General features: G+C 60.8%; 9 protein-coding genes. 3 read left to right on the plus strand and 6 right to left on the minus strand.

Annotated features, from left to right (window positions below; all coding sequences use genetic code 11):
• Positions 1–207: 207 nt before the first annotated feature.
• Complete coding sequence (locus FFI97_RS03980) at positions 208–1596, plus strand: tyrosine-type recombinase/integrase (protein ID WP_139702097.1); 1389 nt, start codon at positions 208–210, stop codon at positions 1594–1596.
• Positions 1597–1908: 312 nt separating this feature from the next.
• On the opposite strand, the gene FFI97_RS03985 is transcribed toward FFI97_RS03980, so the two are convergent.
• Entirely contained in the window at positions 1909–2715 is an 807-nt protein-coding gene (locus FFI97_RS03985) for a CBS domain-containing protein (RefSeq protein WP_139702096.1), read from the minus strand.
• A gap of 584 nt (positions 2716–3299) precedes the next feature.
• On the opposite strand from FFI97_RS03985, the gene FFI97_RS03990 reads away from it, so the two are divergent.
• Together FFI97_RS03990 and FFI97_RS03995 are read left to right on the plus strand one after the other, a co-directional pair.
• The gene (locus FFI97_RS03990) at positions 3300–4877 is read left to right on the plus strand and encodes a Shedu immune nuclease family protein (RefSeq protein WP_139702095.1); all 1578 of its coding nucleotides are present in this window, start codon (positions 3300–3302) and stop codon (positions 4875–4877) included.
• A gap of 27 nt (positions 4878–4904) precedes the next feature.
• A complete protein-coding gene (locus FFI97_RS03995) occupies positions 4905–5786 on the plus strand; it encodes a UPF0489 family protein (RefSeq protein WP_139702094.1) in 882 nt (293 codons plus the stop codon).
• Between the two features lie 189 nt (positions 5787–5975).
• On the opposite strand, the gene FFI97_RS04000 is transcribed toward FFI97_RS03995, so the two are convergent.
• From FFI97_RS04000 to FFI97_RS04015, 5 genes are all read right to left on the minus strand, one after another.
• Positions 5976–7955: an ATP-binding protein gene (locus FFI97_RS04000; RefSeq protein ID WP_139702093.1), complete on the minus strand. Its 1980-nt coding sequence runs from the start codon at positions 7953–7955 to the stop codon at positions 5976–5978.
• A 78-nt stretch (positions 7956–8033) separates the two neighbouring features.
• Positions 8034–8165, minus strand: coding sequence for a hypothetical protein (locus FFI97_RS33850; RefSeq protein ID WP_260684892.1), 132 nt, complete (start codon positions 8163–8165; stop codon positions 8034–8036).
• 13 nt (positions 8166–8178) lie between these two features.
• Entirely contained in the window at positions 8179–11064 is a 2886-nt protein-coding gene (locus FFI97_RS04005) for an ATP-binding protein (RefSeq protein ID WP_139702092.1), read from the minus strand.
• Between the two features lie 10 nt (positions 11065–11074).
• Positions 11075–13915 carry a DUF1156 domain-containing protein gene (locus FFI97_RS04010; protein WP_139702091.1) on the minus strand — a complete coding sequence of 947 codons (2841 nt, stop codon included), beginning with the start codon at positions 13913–13915 and terminating at the stop codon, positions 11075–11077.
• A complete protein-coding gene (locus FFI97_RS04015; protein WP_139702090.1) occupies positions 13912–17430 on the minus strand; it encodes a helicase-related protein in 3519 nt (1172 codons plus the stop codon). Before FFI97_RS04015 ends, FFI97_RS04010 begins: the two co-directional genes overlap by 4 nt.
• Positions 17431–17436 lie beyond the last annotated feature (6 nt).

Consider the following 17436-nt stretch of genomic DNA (forward strand, 5'->3'; position numbering starts at 1 on the left):
TGCTACTGGGGCTTGTGTTTGGCGGAGTGGACGGGACTCGAACCCGCGACCCCCGGCGTGACAGGTGAGTAATTGCGGATTTCCTCGGACGTCCACGGATCGAAAATACCCATATAAAACAATAGCTTACCTCGTTTTCTTGTCCGCGATCGTTCGGCTGGATACACTGAAATCCACCGATTTTTAGGACACGGCTAGGACACGGAAATGGCGAAGCTGACTGTACGTGGCATCGAAGCGCTCAAGCCCAAGGACGCCGGCTACAAGGTCACGGCCGACCGCGGCCTCTACCTGCGTGTGGCGCCGGACAGCACCAAGACCTGGCTCGTGCGCTACGTCGTGGCTGGCAAGCAGATTCAAGCGCGCCTGCCACGCCCATACGGCAGCGGCGGCACCGACGGCCACATGTCCCTCGCCCAGGCGGTGACGGAGAACGCCCGCATTCAGTCGCTCGCGCGGGACGGCATCGACTTTCAGGTGCAGCGCGCCGAAGCCGATCGTGCGGCCGCAGAAGCAAAGGCTGCAGCGTTGGCTGCCAATGCTCCATTCCGCACGTTGTTCGAGACCTGGCTGGCCGACGGCGTGAGCCGCAAGGACGCCAACGCCGAACTTCGCCGGACTTTCGAGAAGGACGTGCTGCCCAGCATCGGAGACACGCCGGTGCGCGAACTCGGCGACGCCCAACTACTCGACCTCCTTCGTAACGTCGGGCGCAAACGCGGACGAGCCCGAACTGCGGAGCGCATGCTGACCGAGATGCGCCAGATGTTCCGCTGGGCCATCAAGCGCCAGCCCTGGCGCTCGCTGCTAGTCCATGGCAACCTGGCCGAGTTAGTCGAACTGAAGCAGGTCGTACCACAAGGCTACGAGCCGGGCATCCGGGAACGCACCCTTTCTGCCAATGAGATCAGGGAGCTTCGCGACATCTTCGCCAGCATGGCGGCCACGTACGAGGCTGCGAAGGACAAGCGGGTCGCAGACAGGCCGGTGCAGCGGGAAACGCAGCTCGCTTTGTGGGTCTGCCTCGGGACCGGATGCCGCATTGGCGAGCTGCTTCAGGCCCGGTGGGAGCACATCGACCTAGAGAAGGCGACCTGGTTCGTTCCTCGCGAGAACACCAAGACGCACGTTGACTGGCAGGTCTATCTCTCCGAGTTCGCACTGCGGCAGTTCAAGGCGCTGCACGAACTGACCGGCAAAACCGATTGGTGCTTTCCTGCCAGCCAGCAGGAAGGCCACGTCTTCGTCAAGAGCGTCAGCAAGCAGGTTGGCGATCGCCAGACGCGGTTCAAGAACCGCAAGCTACTCGCGCATCGGAGGAACGACGACTCGCTGGTGCTGGCCGATGGAAAGAACGGCGAATGGACACCGCATGATCTGCGCCGAACCGCCTCCACGATGATGCAGGCGCTGCGCGTCAGCCCAGACGTGATTGATCGCTGCCAGAACCACGTGTTGCCAGGTAGCAAAGTGCGCAGGCACTATCTGCATCATGACTACGCCGAAGAAAAGCGTGAGGCATGGGGGCTACTCGGTCAGCACATTGACGCGATTTTGACGGCCAGCAACGTAGTGCCTCTGCAGCGGGCGGCTTAGCCAGGAGCGGCGGGCGACGCCACCGCGCTGTACCCTACGACGTGGAGCCCACTCAATGGTTTTCGAGGGCCCGAAACCCGCATGAACACTAGCTTGCGTCGTTCATAGAATCGCTGTTTACCTTCACTTCTACCGTCAGGAACCGAGCGCTTTTGCTAGCGCGGGAGATGGACTCAGTTTGACGGGCGACTACTCCAGCACATCAATCGTCAACGATCGCCGAGTTTGCAACAGCACTCTGCGCATCTTCGATGTCCGCTTCCGGACTTCTGATCGCAGTTCTGCCGAGCCATCTCGCGCGCGTGGCCCGCCCTACATTAGCTCAAAGGGCGACAGCACGCCCGCCAGACGATCCTCACGCCCGTCTTCCACGACCAGCCAGAGGGTCGGACCGTCGATCGCCTTCGCGCCCTGTAGCACTTCGCTGATGGTGGTTTGCGCCGCAAGCAGCCGATCCTGCGCCACCAGCACCAGTTCCAGGCCCGGCGCATGACCGATGGCCTCTTCGATCGTCAGCCCCAACCGCGTCCTCCTGGCTGTCTGGCTGGCGTTCAGGAACTGGGCCAATGCCAACTCTGACAGCAGATGCCACGCCTGCCGATGCCGCACCGGGAGAAAAGAGAAAGAGTGCATGAGCATTAGCTGCCGCGCATGGGCAACGGGTTGCCAGGGTTCCACCGTGATCGGCGACTTGACCATTACATAGCCAACCGTGGGTTTCACATCCACCATCAAAGCGTCCTCGAGACCGATGCACAGCTCGATGGCCGCGACCGTCGCATGGCGCGCATAGGCACCCAGATGCATGTTGTCGTTGCGGGCCTTGCGCACCGTGTCGTAGAGCGCCTCGAACGACTTGAAGCCCGAGGGGTGCGTCTTGGCGAGTTCGGTCAGTATGGGCGACAGCCGGGCATAGAAGGCAATCCGGTCCTCGTACTGACCGAGGTCGCCCTGCTGGCCCAACAGGCGTAGGCCAAGCGCCTCCAGCGAGAAGCAGATCTGCTCGAAGCCCTCGGCATCCGCCAAGGCGGCGTACCGCCCTGACCTGAGCTCATCGCGGTAGTGGCGGCGCTCGAGATCGGTGAGCGGCCGCAGGGACGGGGGATCTTTGCGGCTCATGTGTGATGGTCCTCTTCTTGTGGTCGTGACCGGCATCGTACGTGAGCGCCCCGCCGCAAACAGACGCGTCGGCCCGTATGAGAGCGCCCTATCGCCAGCTGTGCCGCATCGGCGCGACAAAAGTCCACACTTGAACCTGCCGCCAACGGCGCAACGCCGGCCTTCACTTGGGCTTCGGCGGTACTCTCCTAGTCCGACCGGCTACCCTGCTTGATCGACCAAGTCGACGATTTTCCACCCCTGGTCCCTAGCAGTCTCAATGAGCTTCGCTGCTTCAGATTTACGCAGCGCCAGCCCAAGCAACTCGCGGGGTCTGGTCACTCCCACAAAGACATTTGTAGCGGCGGTGAGGCTAACCCCCGTGAAGGCTCGCTAGTAACGCCGAAGGCACCCGGAAGAACCGTGGGAACTGTCTTCCCAAGGCGGGGTGAACGCCGGCAAACACGGCAACTCGTCGTCGAGCACATTCGCGGAAAATATCGATTGCGAAGCCTGTTTCGATACCGCCTGCCACCATCCGAGCACCTTTGCACCTGTCGAGGCGCGCCGCACCCCGACTTTCGCCGCTGAATGGAACCAGGGAAATGAACAAAAAGACGACCGCGCCGATCGATGCACCCGACGATTTCGATTGGGACTTGGACAACGGCACCGAAAACAGCGAATCGCAACAGCCCGACGACGATCCTGAGCGTGAAGAGGTGGGCAGGAACCGAGACCCCAACGGGCTTCTCGTGACTCTGCAGCCCTCCAACGCAAACGGCGAAGATTGCGTGGAGCTCTACGCTCATGGTGAAACTCGCTCGTTCGAGACGAATGAGATGGTCAAGCGGACCGTTCTGCTTGCTCGGGTGACACGCCGAGAGCTCACCATGTATCCGCTTGTGGCGGCGTCACACCGACACGAATTCCTTGACCCGAAATATGACGAACTTACGTCCATCACAGTCGTCGCAGAGGACCGCAAGCTCTGGGCGCTGCCAGAATCTGTCGAAGACTTTGACGGCATGCTCAAAAGGCTTCCGACAGGATTTGGGCGGCACGCCAAGTATGGGCTTGGTTTGAAATGGGAATACAGGCTCATCCCCGAAGCCGTCCTCGAGCTGGTCGGTGTGACGCAGCTGGTCATTGAACCAGGCGACGGAGCTAGTGTTGAGCTTCCAGTATTTCGGCTCGGCGTCGATCGCTTTACGTCGATCCGCCAAGCCATCGACACGATCACGGGTCGGGCCAGCGGAAGATCACTGCGCGACCGCAGGCTCGCCGCATACAACGCAACGCTCCACGCCGCGCTTCCCAATCAGTTTGCGCGGCGCTTTCCGAACGTCAAACCAGGCGAAATCTACGATCTTGTCCAATTGCGTGGCCGCAATCCCAGCCGCAACGCGAAGGATGGACTCGCCGCCGCACAAGTAGTTCGGGACGATGCCGAGAAAATCGCCGCCGAGCGGCCATCTGAACTGCTCAGACTCAAGGCAGTCATCGAACAGGTCACGTTGAAGGAGCTCATTGGCAAGTTTGAAGACATGTTGTCCAAAAACCTGCCAGAACCAAAGTGGCAAGCTTTTTTCAAAGCCAACCCCTTCATCCTCGGCCTCGCGTTTCCCTTTCCGGTCATCTTGTTTCAGGACCAGGCCAACGTCGGTGGAACAACCATCCGGGGCAATGGCGAAAGCATCGTGGACTTCCTGATGGCCCAGCGATTCACCGGGAACCTAGCCCTCATTGAAATCAAGCGTCCATCCGCAGGCCTTGTGGATGCCAAGCCTTACCGTGGCGACCTGCACGCGCCACACAAGGACTTGACGGCATCAATGGCGCAGGTCCTCGACCAACGCGCCCAGTTGCTTCACTATTTCGCCTCGAAGATGTCGCAAGACAAGTCAATGGAGGGTATGCATGTCTCTTCCGTCAATTGCATCGTGATCGTCGGGACGGTGCCGACCGAGCTCGCGCAAACGCGCTCGCTGGACCTGTTTCGGCACTCCTCGAAAGACGTGGCGGTCATCACCTTCGATGAACTTCTTGAAAAGCTCAAACAGCTCCATCGGCTGATGTCTGCCGGTGAAGAAACGCTCCCTGAGACAGATGCTTCCGCCGAATCGGACGACCCAACCGTCGAATTAGGAGACGCTGAAGATCCCAACGACGACCTGTTTTGATTGCATTTTTTTTGGGAAGGAGAAAACATGCCGCTAAGCCAGTTCTTCACGCTACACGCTATCAAGGGTAAGGACATCTTTGTTGTGGACGACCACCACAAGGCGCTCGCAGCTTGGGCGCTTGTCCGGCGTTCGATGGCTAACGCTCCCAACCTGATCACCATCGACCATCACACGGACACCTATGAAGCATTCCTGGGGCATGCGCATTGGGAAGCCCACGAGGGCCGAGTGAGTGACCAAGAGGCGTTTCGGCTTAGCCTTGTGTCCCAGATCGATTGGCTAGGCGATCAGAGCATCACCGACGCCATCACGAAGCTCAAATACGACGAGCACATCGACGCGGCCACATGCTCAGGCACGCTCGATAGCGCTTTCTGCATCCAACTGAGCGATTCTGGGGCCACGCCGTCGGTCGAGCAGATTGCCTACGACAAGAGCCGGGGTGAGAACTGGCCCAATCCTCCATCAGTCCCAGTGCCGCAGCGGCCGATGTCTTACACGCCAACACCGAACCGCATCTATGCCCTTCCCTTCGACTGCTTCATCGGATGCCACGCCATGCCGCACAACGACGCTTGCAACATCCAGCAATCCAACGAGATCATCGAGAGCAAATACCTCGACGACCAACTCGCTCGCGGCTCGGAGATTTCAAGCTGCATCGGATTGGCGCATCTGGAAGCCGCGCCCTACATCCTCGACATCGACCTGGATGCTTTCCACACCCGGCGGGCCATATCGCCACAAGATTCTGCGACGTTCTACCGGCTGATCAAGAATGCCGCCGCCATCACCATCGCCACAGAAGCCGAATGCGTAGAAGAGCTCTGGCTCGACGAGGACGACGTGACGGGCGCGGACGATCTTCTCCAAGAGTTGCTGGCCCATATTGATCACGCTTTGTGACCGTCCGGGGCGCAATGGCGGGGGAACGCTGGTTCCGCGACTCAATAAAGAATCCACTCGCCCATCGCTGGAGGAGTGGATTGAAATCATCAGGGATGGGCCTGCTCAGGGAGGAAAAGCAGGGGAACTCGCGCTCGGATGAAACTATAGCGGGCAGCAAGCAGCGCCGTTTCTGGGCCGTCGACTGCGTTAAGCCTTTGGTTGATCAGCGCTTGTCGAGACAAGCGACAAGGGGGCTTGTGTCGCCGTCTGCATGACCCTGGCCGACAGGTCGGCGCCCGACACGTCCTCATATCGCGCCGGAATCCGCTCTTTGAGGCGGAAGAGCCGCTGATGCGCCGTTCTGGTGAGCTGCCCGTAGGTGGTCGCCATCACCTTGCCGCGAAGAACGCTCTCTTCCTTAATCTCCTTTTCCCGAGCGGTCTTTGGCGCGATCTCGTAACCGACGACAAAGGCTCTGAACGTGGGCGTGCCGTCCAACGCGCCGCTGCCCAGAAAGTCTTGGATATAGCCGTCAGCCTGGTTCATCTCTTCGCGCCCGATGGCCGACTTGCCCTTTTTGAGCTCAATGATCAGCACGTCTTGGATGCGCATTAAATTGGAGTTCGCCGAGTCAAATGCCTCGGTGCCCACCACGGAGCAAGTCGCATCGGCCAGCGACACGATGTCGGGCCGCTGCCTGGCGTTGGCAAAAGCAGTGGTGGAAACGCGCTTGCCGAAAATCTTTGCCGTGGCCGTGCGCAGGCTCACGTTGGAGGCGTATTCGCTGCTGTCGAACTCGGGGCCAAAGAGCCACCGGGCCTGAGTGACCAGCGGATGCAGCGTGTGCAGCTCGTCGGTCGCCGGATCGCCGCAAAGCTTCTCGATGGCCGTCACTACGGCCAGGCGGTGGTCGATCTCGTCGAGCACCGACAGCGCGTCCCGAACCGTCCATTGGCTGAGCAGGCGGTCGAGCCCTTCGATGTCGGAGTCATCGAGCTTGGTGAGCTTCTCGAGCAGGCCCGCGCCGCCTCTGGATTTCTCTAAATTGATCAACGCCTGGACGGCTGCAGACAGCGTGTCCGGGTGGACCGTCGGATTGGATTTGACGAGGTCGCGCGCAAAGCTTGCGACTTCGATGCGCCCGAGCTGCGAGAGCCCCTTGAACTCCTCGCGGTTGCGGACCAGGGCCTCCTCGGAGCTCTCCTCCACCAAATCCGACGACAGCTTGCCGAAGACCTGCTGCGCGTATTGGCGCACGGCCTCGAAAAGCGCGTCGGTCTTCGCGCCGGCCTTGAAGCGCGCCCAATCGGGCTCGATCTCGCTGGTCCAACCATCGTCGGTCTTGACCACGATGGAGTAGCGCTTGGCAAACCGCGCGCGGCCATCAATGACGGCCTCGGAGCCAACCACCCAGCTTGGAGAGCCGACAAGCCGGCCATTGACCCAAAACGCGACGCCCTGGTAGATCGTCGATTTGGCGGCCCGCGACGAATCCACCACGAAGGCCTCGGCCGAAGGGCAGCCCGGAATGTTCAGCGGAGCCCGCTCGATCAGTCCTGATTGGTCGGCTAGCGAAACCGATTGGCCGTTCACCCTGAGGACGAACTGCGGGTCGTGGAGAAACCGGGCCGACAGGATTTCTCGAATGCGGCCTTCGTCGGGCAGATGCCGCTCCACGACAACCGACAGCCGCGTGCCGTGGCTGGACCGCAGGAACGTCGTCTCCTTCATGATTTTGAAGGGCGTCTCGCTGCTCTGGGTGCCGATCTCGAAGCCCGTGCCCTTCCCTTCGCGCCACGTCTCGACTTCGTAGTGGTCGGCGAAGCACAGCAGACCATGTCTGCCGACGCCATTGCGGCCATAGGCCTTGCGCCGCCAGTCGGCGCGCTCCGGAGGGAACTCCACTTGTACGCCTTGGTGCTTGATCCGGTCGTAGCCCAGGCGCATCCACCTGCCCTTGAATTGGGCTGCGCTCATGCCGTGCCCGTCGTCCTGAACGACCAAGGCCGTCTCCCTCACGCCGGGCACCGTAATATCCACCAGAGAAGCGCCCGCGTCCCACGCGTTAGCGACCAATTCCGTCAGCGCGACCTCGGGGTCGTGAGCGATGCGCCCGAGAGTGCGAACAAGATAGTCCTCCTCGAAGAACGACCCTGTCGATGTGTCTGCCTTCTTGGGCCTAGCCATGGTTGATCTCTCCCAAAGATGTCGATGCTGGACTCATCTATGTACACCGCCGTGATCCGAACACCGAGACCTGAGCCCTCATGTCGATGTGTGAGAGATCAAGGTCAAGCGCCCGCCCAAGAAGGCGCTCTCTTCGTCTTCGACCAGCGATTGAAGATGCCGCTCCATTTCCCTGGCGGTCGGCAGAGCCGGAACAATGATCTTGCCCATGGCGCTTCCCGCGTCAGTCTTCGAATGACCGGTTCTTGAACTTCAACTGGTCGCAGTTCTCGCGCACCGAGCGTTGGAGGCCATCGTCAAATCCTGCGGGAGATTCAGCCTCGACTTCAATGGAGATGCGAATCTTCACGCCAGGCTTTTTCATGAACAGCATCAGCACATCGTCGGCAATATTGGAGAACTGCATCTTGGCTTTGAGCGGGTCAAGATCGACCGAACCAAAGAACATGGTCTTCTTGGCCGATCCGCCACTCGTGGGCGTTTCCGACGTGTCTTCGGGGCCAGGGGGGCTGCCACGATCAGGAGCGACGGTCGCTGTGTTTGATTCGCCACCCGTTTCGGCCTTGCCACCTTCGCCGGCTGAACTGCCGCCAGCATTCTTTGCCTTGGCCTCTGCGTCTCGCGCAGCGGCCTCCTCAGCCAACTTGGCGGCAAAGGCTGAAGCTCCCTTTGGCTCGATCAACAGCAACGCGTCATCGAAAATAACAGGCGTGGCCTGATCGAAATGGAAGCCCTGGTAGCGTTCCCCATCTTGCCCATAGGCGATGCCGAAGAAGTCCCTCGAATCGACGCCTGCGCCAATGGTGGCTCGAAGCGTCTCAGCCTCGCGGAGGCGCGGGAGATAGAGGTAGGAGCACGACTTCTGCCACACATCGACAGCGCCAGCCGTGGATGCCCCATCCTTCCAAAACCACGCTTGCAGCATCTTGGAAAGATGGATGGGCGCCCACTCGGCAATGAGTAGCTCGTTCTCTTTCAGAATCTTCTCAATCTCCTCCGCGCGATTGACGACGGCCGGATTGATCTGGAAGTGATCCCATTCAATGTCGCCGATGCCGGAGCTGGCCTTGACCTCCTGCGACGGCGCGAGCAGCCACTTGTACGTCTCTCGAACCATGCGCCCCAGAGCCTCGCTCGTTTGATCAAAGCTGTTTGAGGCCAACTTGGTCTGGTGCTGGTCAAGGTTGAGGCGGCCCTCCTTCACGTCCGCAACAATCGACTTCCAAGCCAACGCCGAAGTGACCTGGTCCTTTAGCCGCGAGAGGCTGTCGGTGTCGGGAGCAATGAAGATCAGGCGGTTCTGTCTCTGGCGCAGAGAATCGCCACGGTTCTTCAAGATGGCAGAGGCGGCGTCGATGGCGGCCGACTGCGCGCCCTTGCTGAATGTGGCTTCCGGGGGCAAAACCACGAGGCGCAACTGCAAGTCGTCCGGCACGTCAGACGACGACGTGAATACATGGACGCCATCGAACACGCCACCGGCAAAGCGAAGCTTCTCCCTGATGAACGGGTAGACATCCTCGCGCAAGTCGAAGCGGCGCTTTCGGTCTTCCATTTCCCTGCGCAGGTTCGGCCGAGTGTCGAACCAAAAGCGGTTGCTGGCGCTGTTGATGTATTGCAGCTTGTCCACCAACGCCCGCATGCCGTCCTTGTAGTGGCCGACCACCTGGCCGGGCTGGGCGCATCCAAGCAGCACTCGTTCAAGCTCAATGCCGCGATGGTGCTTGGCTCCGCCGACCGCGCCGGAATCTGGCGCCGACCCAAGGAACACCGCTCGCGCCAATCGGCGGCAAGCGTGGATGGAGCCGAAGAGAGGCTTGGAGTTGTCGATCTCAGTCGTCGCCGCGCGCTCGCCGTCGATGTCGCGTTCGAGAACCGGGTCCCACCCCTGCGGCAAATAGTAGATTGCCTCGTTTCTGGTGTCAGGGTCGAACAGCGGCAAGCTGCCCGGCTGGATCATCAAGTCGTTGTTGCCTGATGTCCAGAGGCGATGGATCACCTTGGCCATAAGTTTCAGGACGCCACGGGTGCGCTGGAAACTGTCGAGCGAGGACCAGTCTTCATAAAGGCGGTCGAACACTTCCGGGTGGATTGGATAGGCGTGCTTCAGTCGCTCCAAATAGCTGCCCTCTTGCGTCTCGGGCGGGAGGTCCGCCGCATTAGCCGAGTAGTAGTCGGCATACGCGCGGCACACCTCTTCCGCCGCAAGTCGGTCCGACACAGTCGCGAACAGCCGCCTGCGCACGATCTCAAATGACTCTTCGGTCGCCACCGGCTTCCACAAGGCCTGCACGCGGCCGAAGTAGTGCTCCAACGCGCGGAGCGCCTTCACCCCTTGCTGGCTGCCCGCCTCGCGGTCCGAATACGGCAACGACGCCAGCAGGATGGCCGTCGGAACCGCCTTCAAGGCCTCGGTCAGCGATTGGATGAACGAGAGCTGCGTGTCGTAGGTGCCGCCCGAGAGCGTCTTGCCTTCTTCAAACTGCGAGAAATAGCGGACGAGCTCGTCCATCAGGATGATGCATGGGGAGTTGGCCGCCAGCAGTTCCGTCAGCGTCGTTTTGCCCGGAGCGGTTCCGCTCTCATCGGCTTCCTTGACGATGGCGAAAGACTCGTCGCCGCCGAGTTGCCATGCGAGCTCGCCCCAGATGGTCTTGATGGTGGATTTGCCTCGCTTACGCGGCTTGCTCGCCAGGTCGAGTAGGTCCACTCCATCGAGCACAGCCACGCGGGCTTTGGGCAGCTCAGCGATCCCAGCCGCATCCAAGATGGGCGGAACGCCCTGCAACTTGCCGGCCGGCGTCTCACCTTTAGCCAAGTGATACACCGCGAGGAGCGTGTGGGTCTTGCCACCGCCGAAAGCGGTTTGCAGTTGAACGACTGGATCGCCGCCTTTGCCCGCCAGGCGTTTGACCACCGAATCCAGCAGAAGCCGCATGCCCTCGGTGATGAATGTGCGCTGGAAGAAAAGCGCAGCATCCTGGTACTCCGGCGTCGCGGTTCCTTGATGGACTCGCGAGATGTCGGCGGCGAATTCGGCTTGCTGAAAAGTACCCTTGAGGACATCTTCATGAGGAATGGCGATTTCGCGCCAAGGCTTTAATTTCATTGTTGTCCCCTTAAATCTCAAAGTTCCGTTGCGATCCAAAGTGCCCCACCTCATGGGATGCGGACTCGATGCCAATCCACGAGGTGATCAGGTCGTTGTAGGCTCTCGCCTCTTCTGCCCACTTATTTCGCTCGCAAAGCGTATAGAGACGATAGGCCAAGTTGCGGATATGTTCGGCGCGCGCCGGCATCCCCGCCAGAAGAGCCCCCGACGCCGACTCTCCTTCCGCCTGCAAGGCGCGGATCATTTGATGCAACGCCTCCCACACAGGAGTGTCGTTGTCGTTCTGCGGCGACCAATCTGCCGGATATTCGCTGGGCTTGAAGAGGCGCACATTTCCCGACCCCGACTCGATCACGCCGGCAGTAGCCACGCCTTGAACGCTTGTGCCTTTAGCTCGCGCCAAGACATCGGCTTGCCCGAAATCGCCTGGAGCCCAGCCTTTCTCGTCGAACCAAGCAAGGCAGAACTGGGTGTCGGCGTCAAAGTCATCAGCGCCCTCTGTCAACATCTTGTTTATCAGCGTCAGCGCGGTATGAACCGTCATGGGACGGCCATCGGCTTCAAGAACTGCAGAGTATTTGGAGAAGATTGCCATGCCAGGACCGATTACGGCCTGGGCCAGGTCAACTGGCGCGACAGGAGACACCCCTTCCGCGCCTCCAATCATGGCGTCAAGGGCATCAGCCATCTGATCCTTCAATTCGCGCTGGAACTCCCTGCGTGACACAGTCTGAGCATCACTGTCCCGCTTTCGGCAGACCAGAACGATGGACGATGCCAAGGCATTTGCGCCGATAGCAAGGCTGCGAGTGCTTCGCTCAGTTCTGACCGGCCAAGTGCCAGTAATCACGAATTCCGCCTGGATCACCGACTCCAAGAAGCTTTCCCAGCCTGACGAAGCCGTCCCTGCGGCGCCAGTGCTGCTCTGCTTAAACGCGTAGTAGATCGTTACCGGGATGGCCTCGTTTGACTTGTCGTGTATCTGTCTCAGGGCCAATGTCATGCCATCGGTGAAATGACGCATGGCGTCATTGATGTCGGCATAGAGGCTGTGAGACGCCACCAATTCATCCGCCTTGGGCGTCTGTCGCGTCGCGAAGATGTCGGGAAACACCTCGCGCAAGCATGGCCGCATCCAGATGTAGAAGAAGTCCGACAGGTTCGAATACGGAACGTTGTCGTAATACGGCGGGTCCGTCGAGACCACTGACATGGAATCAATGGGAATGGTCGCCTTTGCGGCGTCTAGTTGCAAGGCATGCCCGCGCGCATATGCAGGTAGCAAATCGACGACGCGCGCGATCCACCCCAACGCGCTCACCCAGGTGCCTCCACCATCTCGCAGAGGATTGACTTCGCCGTAGTCCCAAACCATCGGCAGCGCATGCGTGGTGAAGGCTCCCTTGACAAATTCACCTCCGGATTCCCACGAAGACAACGTGTTCCAGTAGTTCGCAACTCGTCCGATGGCGCAGGTGAGATAAACCGAGATAGCCTCGGCGTAGGCTGTCGCCCCGGCCCCGCCGTGGTCCAACCCCACCCCGTCGTCTTCGAGGCCCGACTTGACGGCATCCGCCCGAATGATGTCTCGCGCCTCTATGACCAGTGAGCTGAACACTGACAATGCGTGTTGCTGCCGGAGATTGAAAAGACTCTCGAACGTCTTCATTCCATAGACGACGACGTTAGTGCAGCTCTTCCAATGAAGAATTTCGGCATCGGGCGCCGACGCTACAAGCATCGAGAAGTCAGGGGCATCGATTTCGCTAGCTGCGACATATGCCTTGCCCTTCGGCGTTTCGATGACGGCGGCCATCAGCCGCTGGCTCAATCGACCCGCCTGCCCTTCCGCCTGGATATATGGGAGCGGCATGAGCGATTCTGTCAAGATGCACAGACCACCGCGTCCTCCAACGGTGGACGAGACTTTGGGTTGCCCGCCCTCCTGCAACACAAACTCGTAACTACGCTTGTCCGCCGAAACCTCAGGGACGACATGAATCTTTCGGCCTTCCTTGGTGGAAAGCTGAAATGACTTCGCCAGAGGCACATGGGCGCCCTCGGCAGCCGGATTTGGACTGGCGACGGTTCGGCACCAGAGCCACGTGAGAACGGTCCCCTTTCCACCGCCCAAACGCTTGGGAAGATCGACTTGCGGATAGAGGGCTTCCAACCGCTCGAAGGCGGCCTTGCCAACCCAAGTTCCGTAGCGCCTCAGGTCCTCGGCTAAACCTTGCGCTCCGGCCCAGTGCTCTTCTATCCGCTCCTGATGGGCTGCCAACGCCTTCGGTCCCACAGGAGGGCGGTCTTTGAACCGCGGCGGAATCTCGATCATTGCCTTGTTGAGGACCACAGGGACAGGATTCAGGTCTGTCGCATAGCTCTCAAAGCCAAGCCGTTGCGCCTCCAATGGCAGCGATCCGCCACCGGCAAACGGATCGTGAAATACCGGCAGCCTTTCGGGATCAAAACCCGGCAGTCCTGCGTTGAGTTCGCAGGTCTCCCTCCATGACTTCTTGATCTCGTCGCGCGCTCGATTCAGAACCTCTTGGTTGTCCGTGTTTTCCCACTTCACCAAGTCTCGAATGATGTTGAAAAGCCGCTCGCGTTCAACCTTTGCTCGATCTTTGCTCATGCCACGGCCAAGATGGCGTTCGTAGCCAGGGTCGTTGACCATTTGAGCGAACAACACTGCCCTTGCCGCAGCTAGAGGACGCCGAGCAAACCAGATGTGGAGCGTGGACGGATGGCCGTGACGGATTGACTTCTCTTTTGACGATGCTGCGTTGATGTCGTCCAGTGGCAACGCCACTTCAATGAGTTTCTTGGGTATTTTTATTGTTGTCATGCTGCTTGCGCCCTTTCAAGAAGGGACGCGAGGTCCAGGTTGATGCTCGTCACGGCCCAGTCGGGCTCTTGCGTAAACGGATTGCGGATGTAGTGCGGACCTTCATGGCCTTCGCCATCGACCACCACGATGGCCAAAAGGAACTTGTCGGCCTGGTTGAGGCCGTAGAGGATTTCGTTGCGGGTGACGGTGATGGTGGACTGCCCCTTGGCTCGTCCCTTCACTTCGATGTGGCGGGCCTGCGGCAGCTTGCCGTCCTCGACGGGAAGCACCGATGTCAGGTCCCAGCCGCACTTCTCGGCCGACACGTCGATGACCGAGTGCCCCATCGCCTCCTCGGCCTTGCGAACGGCTTCCATCGCGACGCGCTCGACGCGTGCGCGGGCCTTCGCATCGGCGGACCATGTCGGGCCTTCGGCCTCGCCGCTGCGCATCGCAATCAGCCCGGCGGGGATCACCAGCGCGCCGCCAACAACAACTGGCATGCTCGACACGACATGGCGCATGGCTTGAAGGTCCTTGGTCCGCGATTCGAGGCGGACGCTGAGCTCGTCGATGGTGCGGCGAACATTTTCGAGCGGCAGGCGCACGTCTTTGCCAGCGGCCAGGTCCGTTTTGAGCTTCTCGTGGCGGTCCTGCCAGTAGTCGATTTCCTTGACCAGGCGCTCGTGGATTGCGGCCAGGTTCTTATCGACCTGATGCTCGCGGCGCACGCGCACTTCCTCGAAGTGCTCGGGCACAAGCTTGTCAGAAGAGTGGCTCAGCGCCGCCTCCTCCAGATCCTTCTTGATCCAGTCGGCATCGATCTCTGGCGCGACCATGGCGCGCTGGCCCGGCTCGATGGGGTTGAGGTCCAAGTGAGGCGCCCAGCCGGCGTTGCAGATGGCGCCGAGCCTGTCGATGGTCACGAACTGCAAGCGGCGCGAGACGACGAGTCCCGGCTCGCCGCCCTCCTTCACCGAATGGTCGAGCAGAAACAGCAGCTTGGGCTCGATGCCCTCGTCGTTGGGATCGACCAGCACGGCGCCCTGTTTCAACTTGCCGCGATGCTGCTCGAGCATGAGGTCCACGACGGACTGCATGAGCGGATGGGCGGGGTGGATCAGGCTCGCGACCGCCTCGCCAGGCTTGTCCTCGACACGGACCTTGCCCTTCTCAAAGCAGACCCGCTCGTATTTGCTCACGACGGGATTCATGTTCCGGCGGTCGCGGCCAGTGATCTGGCGGTCGCGCTCGCGGATGGTCGCCGGCACGAACGTGATCTCGTAGCGGCCAGAGCCGCGCGGACGCAGTTCGCCGCCTAGGCGCTCAAAAGCTTGGGCGAAGAACGACCGGATGAAGTACGGCTGAAGCTTGCGGGCCTCGGCCTTCTCCATCTCTTCTTTGAGCGCGAAGAGCCGCTGCTCGTCCATGACCTCTTCGGCCAACGCGTTGCGGCTGATGATCTCGCGCAGCTTCTCGGTCTCGAGGGCAGTGGCGACCACCTCGCGCAAGTGCGCCTTGCGCGCCGGATCCTCGCCGTAGCGGATCGCCTCGATGAGCAACTCGCGCAAGCTAACACCGTCAAAGACTTCGCCCAGGATGTCGAACACCCGGCCGCCCAAGGCCTTGCGCTCGATCTCGATCTTGTCGAAGAGCTTCTGGAAGACATCGCCCTCGCGGGTCTCGGCAGCGACCATGTTCCATAGATGGCAGACCTGCGTCTGCCCGATGCGGTGAATGCGCCCGAAGCGCTGCTCCAAGCGATTGGGGTTCCAAGGCAAGTCGTAGTTCACCATCAGGTGGGCGTTCTGCAAGTTCACACCTTCGCCTGCCGCGTCGGTGGCAACCAGGACGCGCGTGTCCTTGTCGTTGCGGAACAGCTCCTGGACCTTGCGCCGGTCCTCGCGGTGGACGCCTCCGTGGATCATCACGACGGCCTCGTGGCGGCCCAGCAGGCCGCGGATGCGGTCTGCCAAGTAGTTCAACGTGTCGCGATGCTCGGTGAAGATGATGAGCTTGCGCTGCAAGCCATCGGGGCCGCGCATCGCAGGCGTGTTCTGCAAGAGTTCGCGGAGCTCCTCCCATTTGCGGTCCTGGCCGGAATGCACCAGCGCCTTGGCTTGGTGCTCGAGGTGGCCCAGAGTGAAGACTTCGGCTTCGAGCTCGGTGATGGTCTGGGCGGCAGTGGCCTGGTCCACGACCTCCTCTTCAAACTCTTCGTAGGCCTCCGGGGCCATGTCGTCGGCAGAGTCCCAAATGTCTTCGGACGCCTGCTCGGCATAAGTCTCGGCCCGGGCCTTGCCGCCGTGCTGCTTGGCCTTCTCGTCCTCGATCCGGCGCTTCAACTTTTCACGGCGCCGCTTCAAGGACTGGTAGATCGCCTCGGGACTCGACGCGAGCCGGCGCTGCAGGGCGGTCAGCGCGAAGCCCACCGTCCCCTTGCGCTTGCCATCAAGCTGGTCGGCCCGGTTCATCTCCTCTTTGACGTAGGTCGTAACGTCGTTGTAGAGCTGAGCCTCGGACTCGGAGAGTTTGTAGTTGGCTGTGTAGGCCACGCGCTCGGGGAACAGCCGCGTGCCGTCGAACTTCAACAGGTCTTCTTTGACCATTCGGCGCATCATGTCGCTGACATCGACCTTGTGCGCGCCGTCGCGGAACTTGCCGTAGAAGCGGTCCGAGTCCAGCAGCGACATAAAGAGCTGGAAGTCCTCCTCCTTGCCGTTGTGGGGCGTGGCCGTCATCAGCAGGAAGTGGCGAGTGACCGAGCCCAGCAGCTGGCCGAGCTTAAACCGCTTGGTTTCGTTGATCTTGGCGCCGAACCAAGTGGCCGAAAGCTTGTGGGCTTCGTCGACGACGATCAGGTCCCAATGGGAATTCCGAATCTTCTCTTGGAGCTCCTCGCTGCGGGAGAGCTGGTCGAGCCGAGCCACGAGCAAGTCGTGGTCGTCGAAAGGGTTGCCCGTACGGCTTTGGTCTAGCAGGTCGCGCGTGAACAGCGAGAACGAGAGGCCGAACTTCTCGAACAATTCGTCCTGCCACTGCTCGACCAGGCTGCCCGGTGAGACGATCAGGACACGGGCCGCGTCCGCGCGCATCAGCAATTCGCGGATCAGCAGGCCCGCCATGATTGTCTTGCCGGCGCCCGGATCGTCGGCGAGCACGTAGCGAAGCGGCTGCCGAGGCAGCATCGACTCGTAAACCGCCGTGATCTGATGGGGTAGCGGCTCCACGTTCGACGTGTGGACGGCCATCATCGGGTCGAAAAGGTGCGCGAGGTTGATCCGGTAGGCCTCGGCCGCGAGCTTGAAGTCTGCGCCGTCAGAGTCGAAGCTCCACGGCCGGCCGACAGAGGCGATGCTGAGCTCCGACTCGTTAGAGCGAAACAACACGCGCTCGCCCAAGCGCCCGTCGTCGGTCTTGTAGACGACGGTGACGGCGTTGTCGCCCAGAGGGTCGGCGCTGACCACGCGAACGACCCTGCCCTCCTCAATGCCGGAGACCAGCGCGCCTTTGGCGATGGATTCGAGTTTCATGTTGTG

The sequence above is a fragment of the Variovorax sp. KBS0712 genome (assembly GCF_006323185.2).
GTDB lineage: Bacteria > Pseudomonadota > Gammaproteobacteria > Burkholderiales > Burkholderiaceae_C > Variovorax > Variovorax boronicumulans.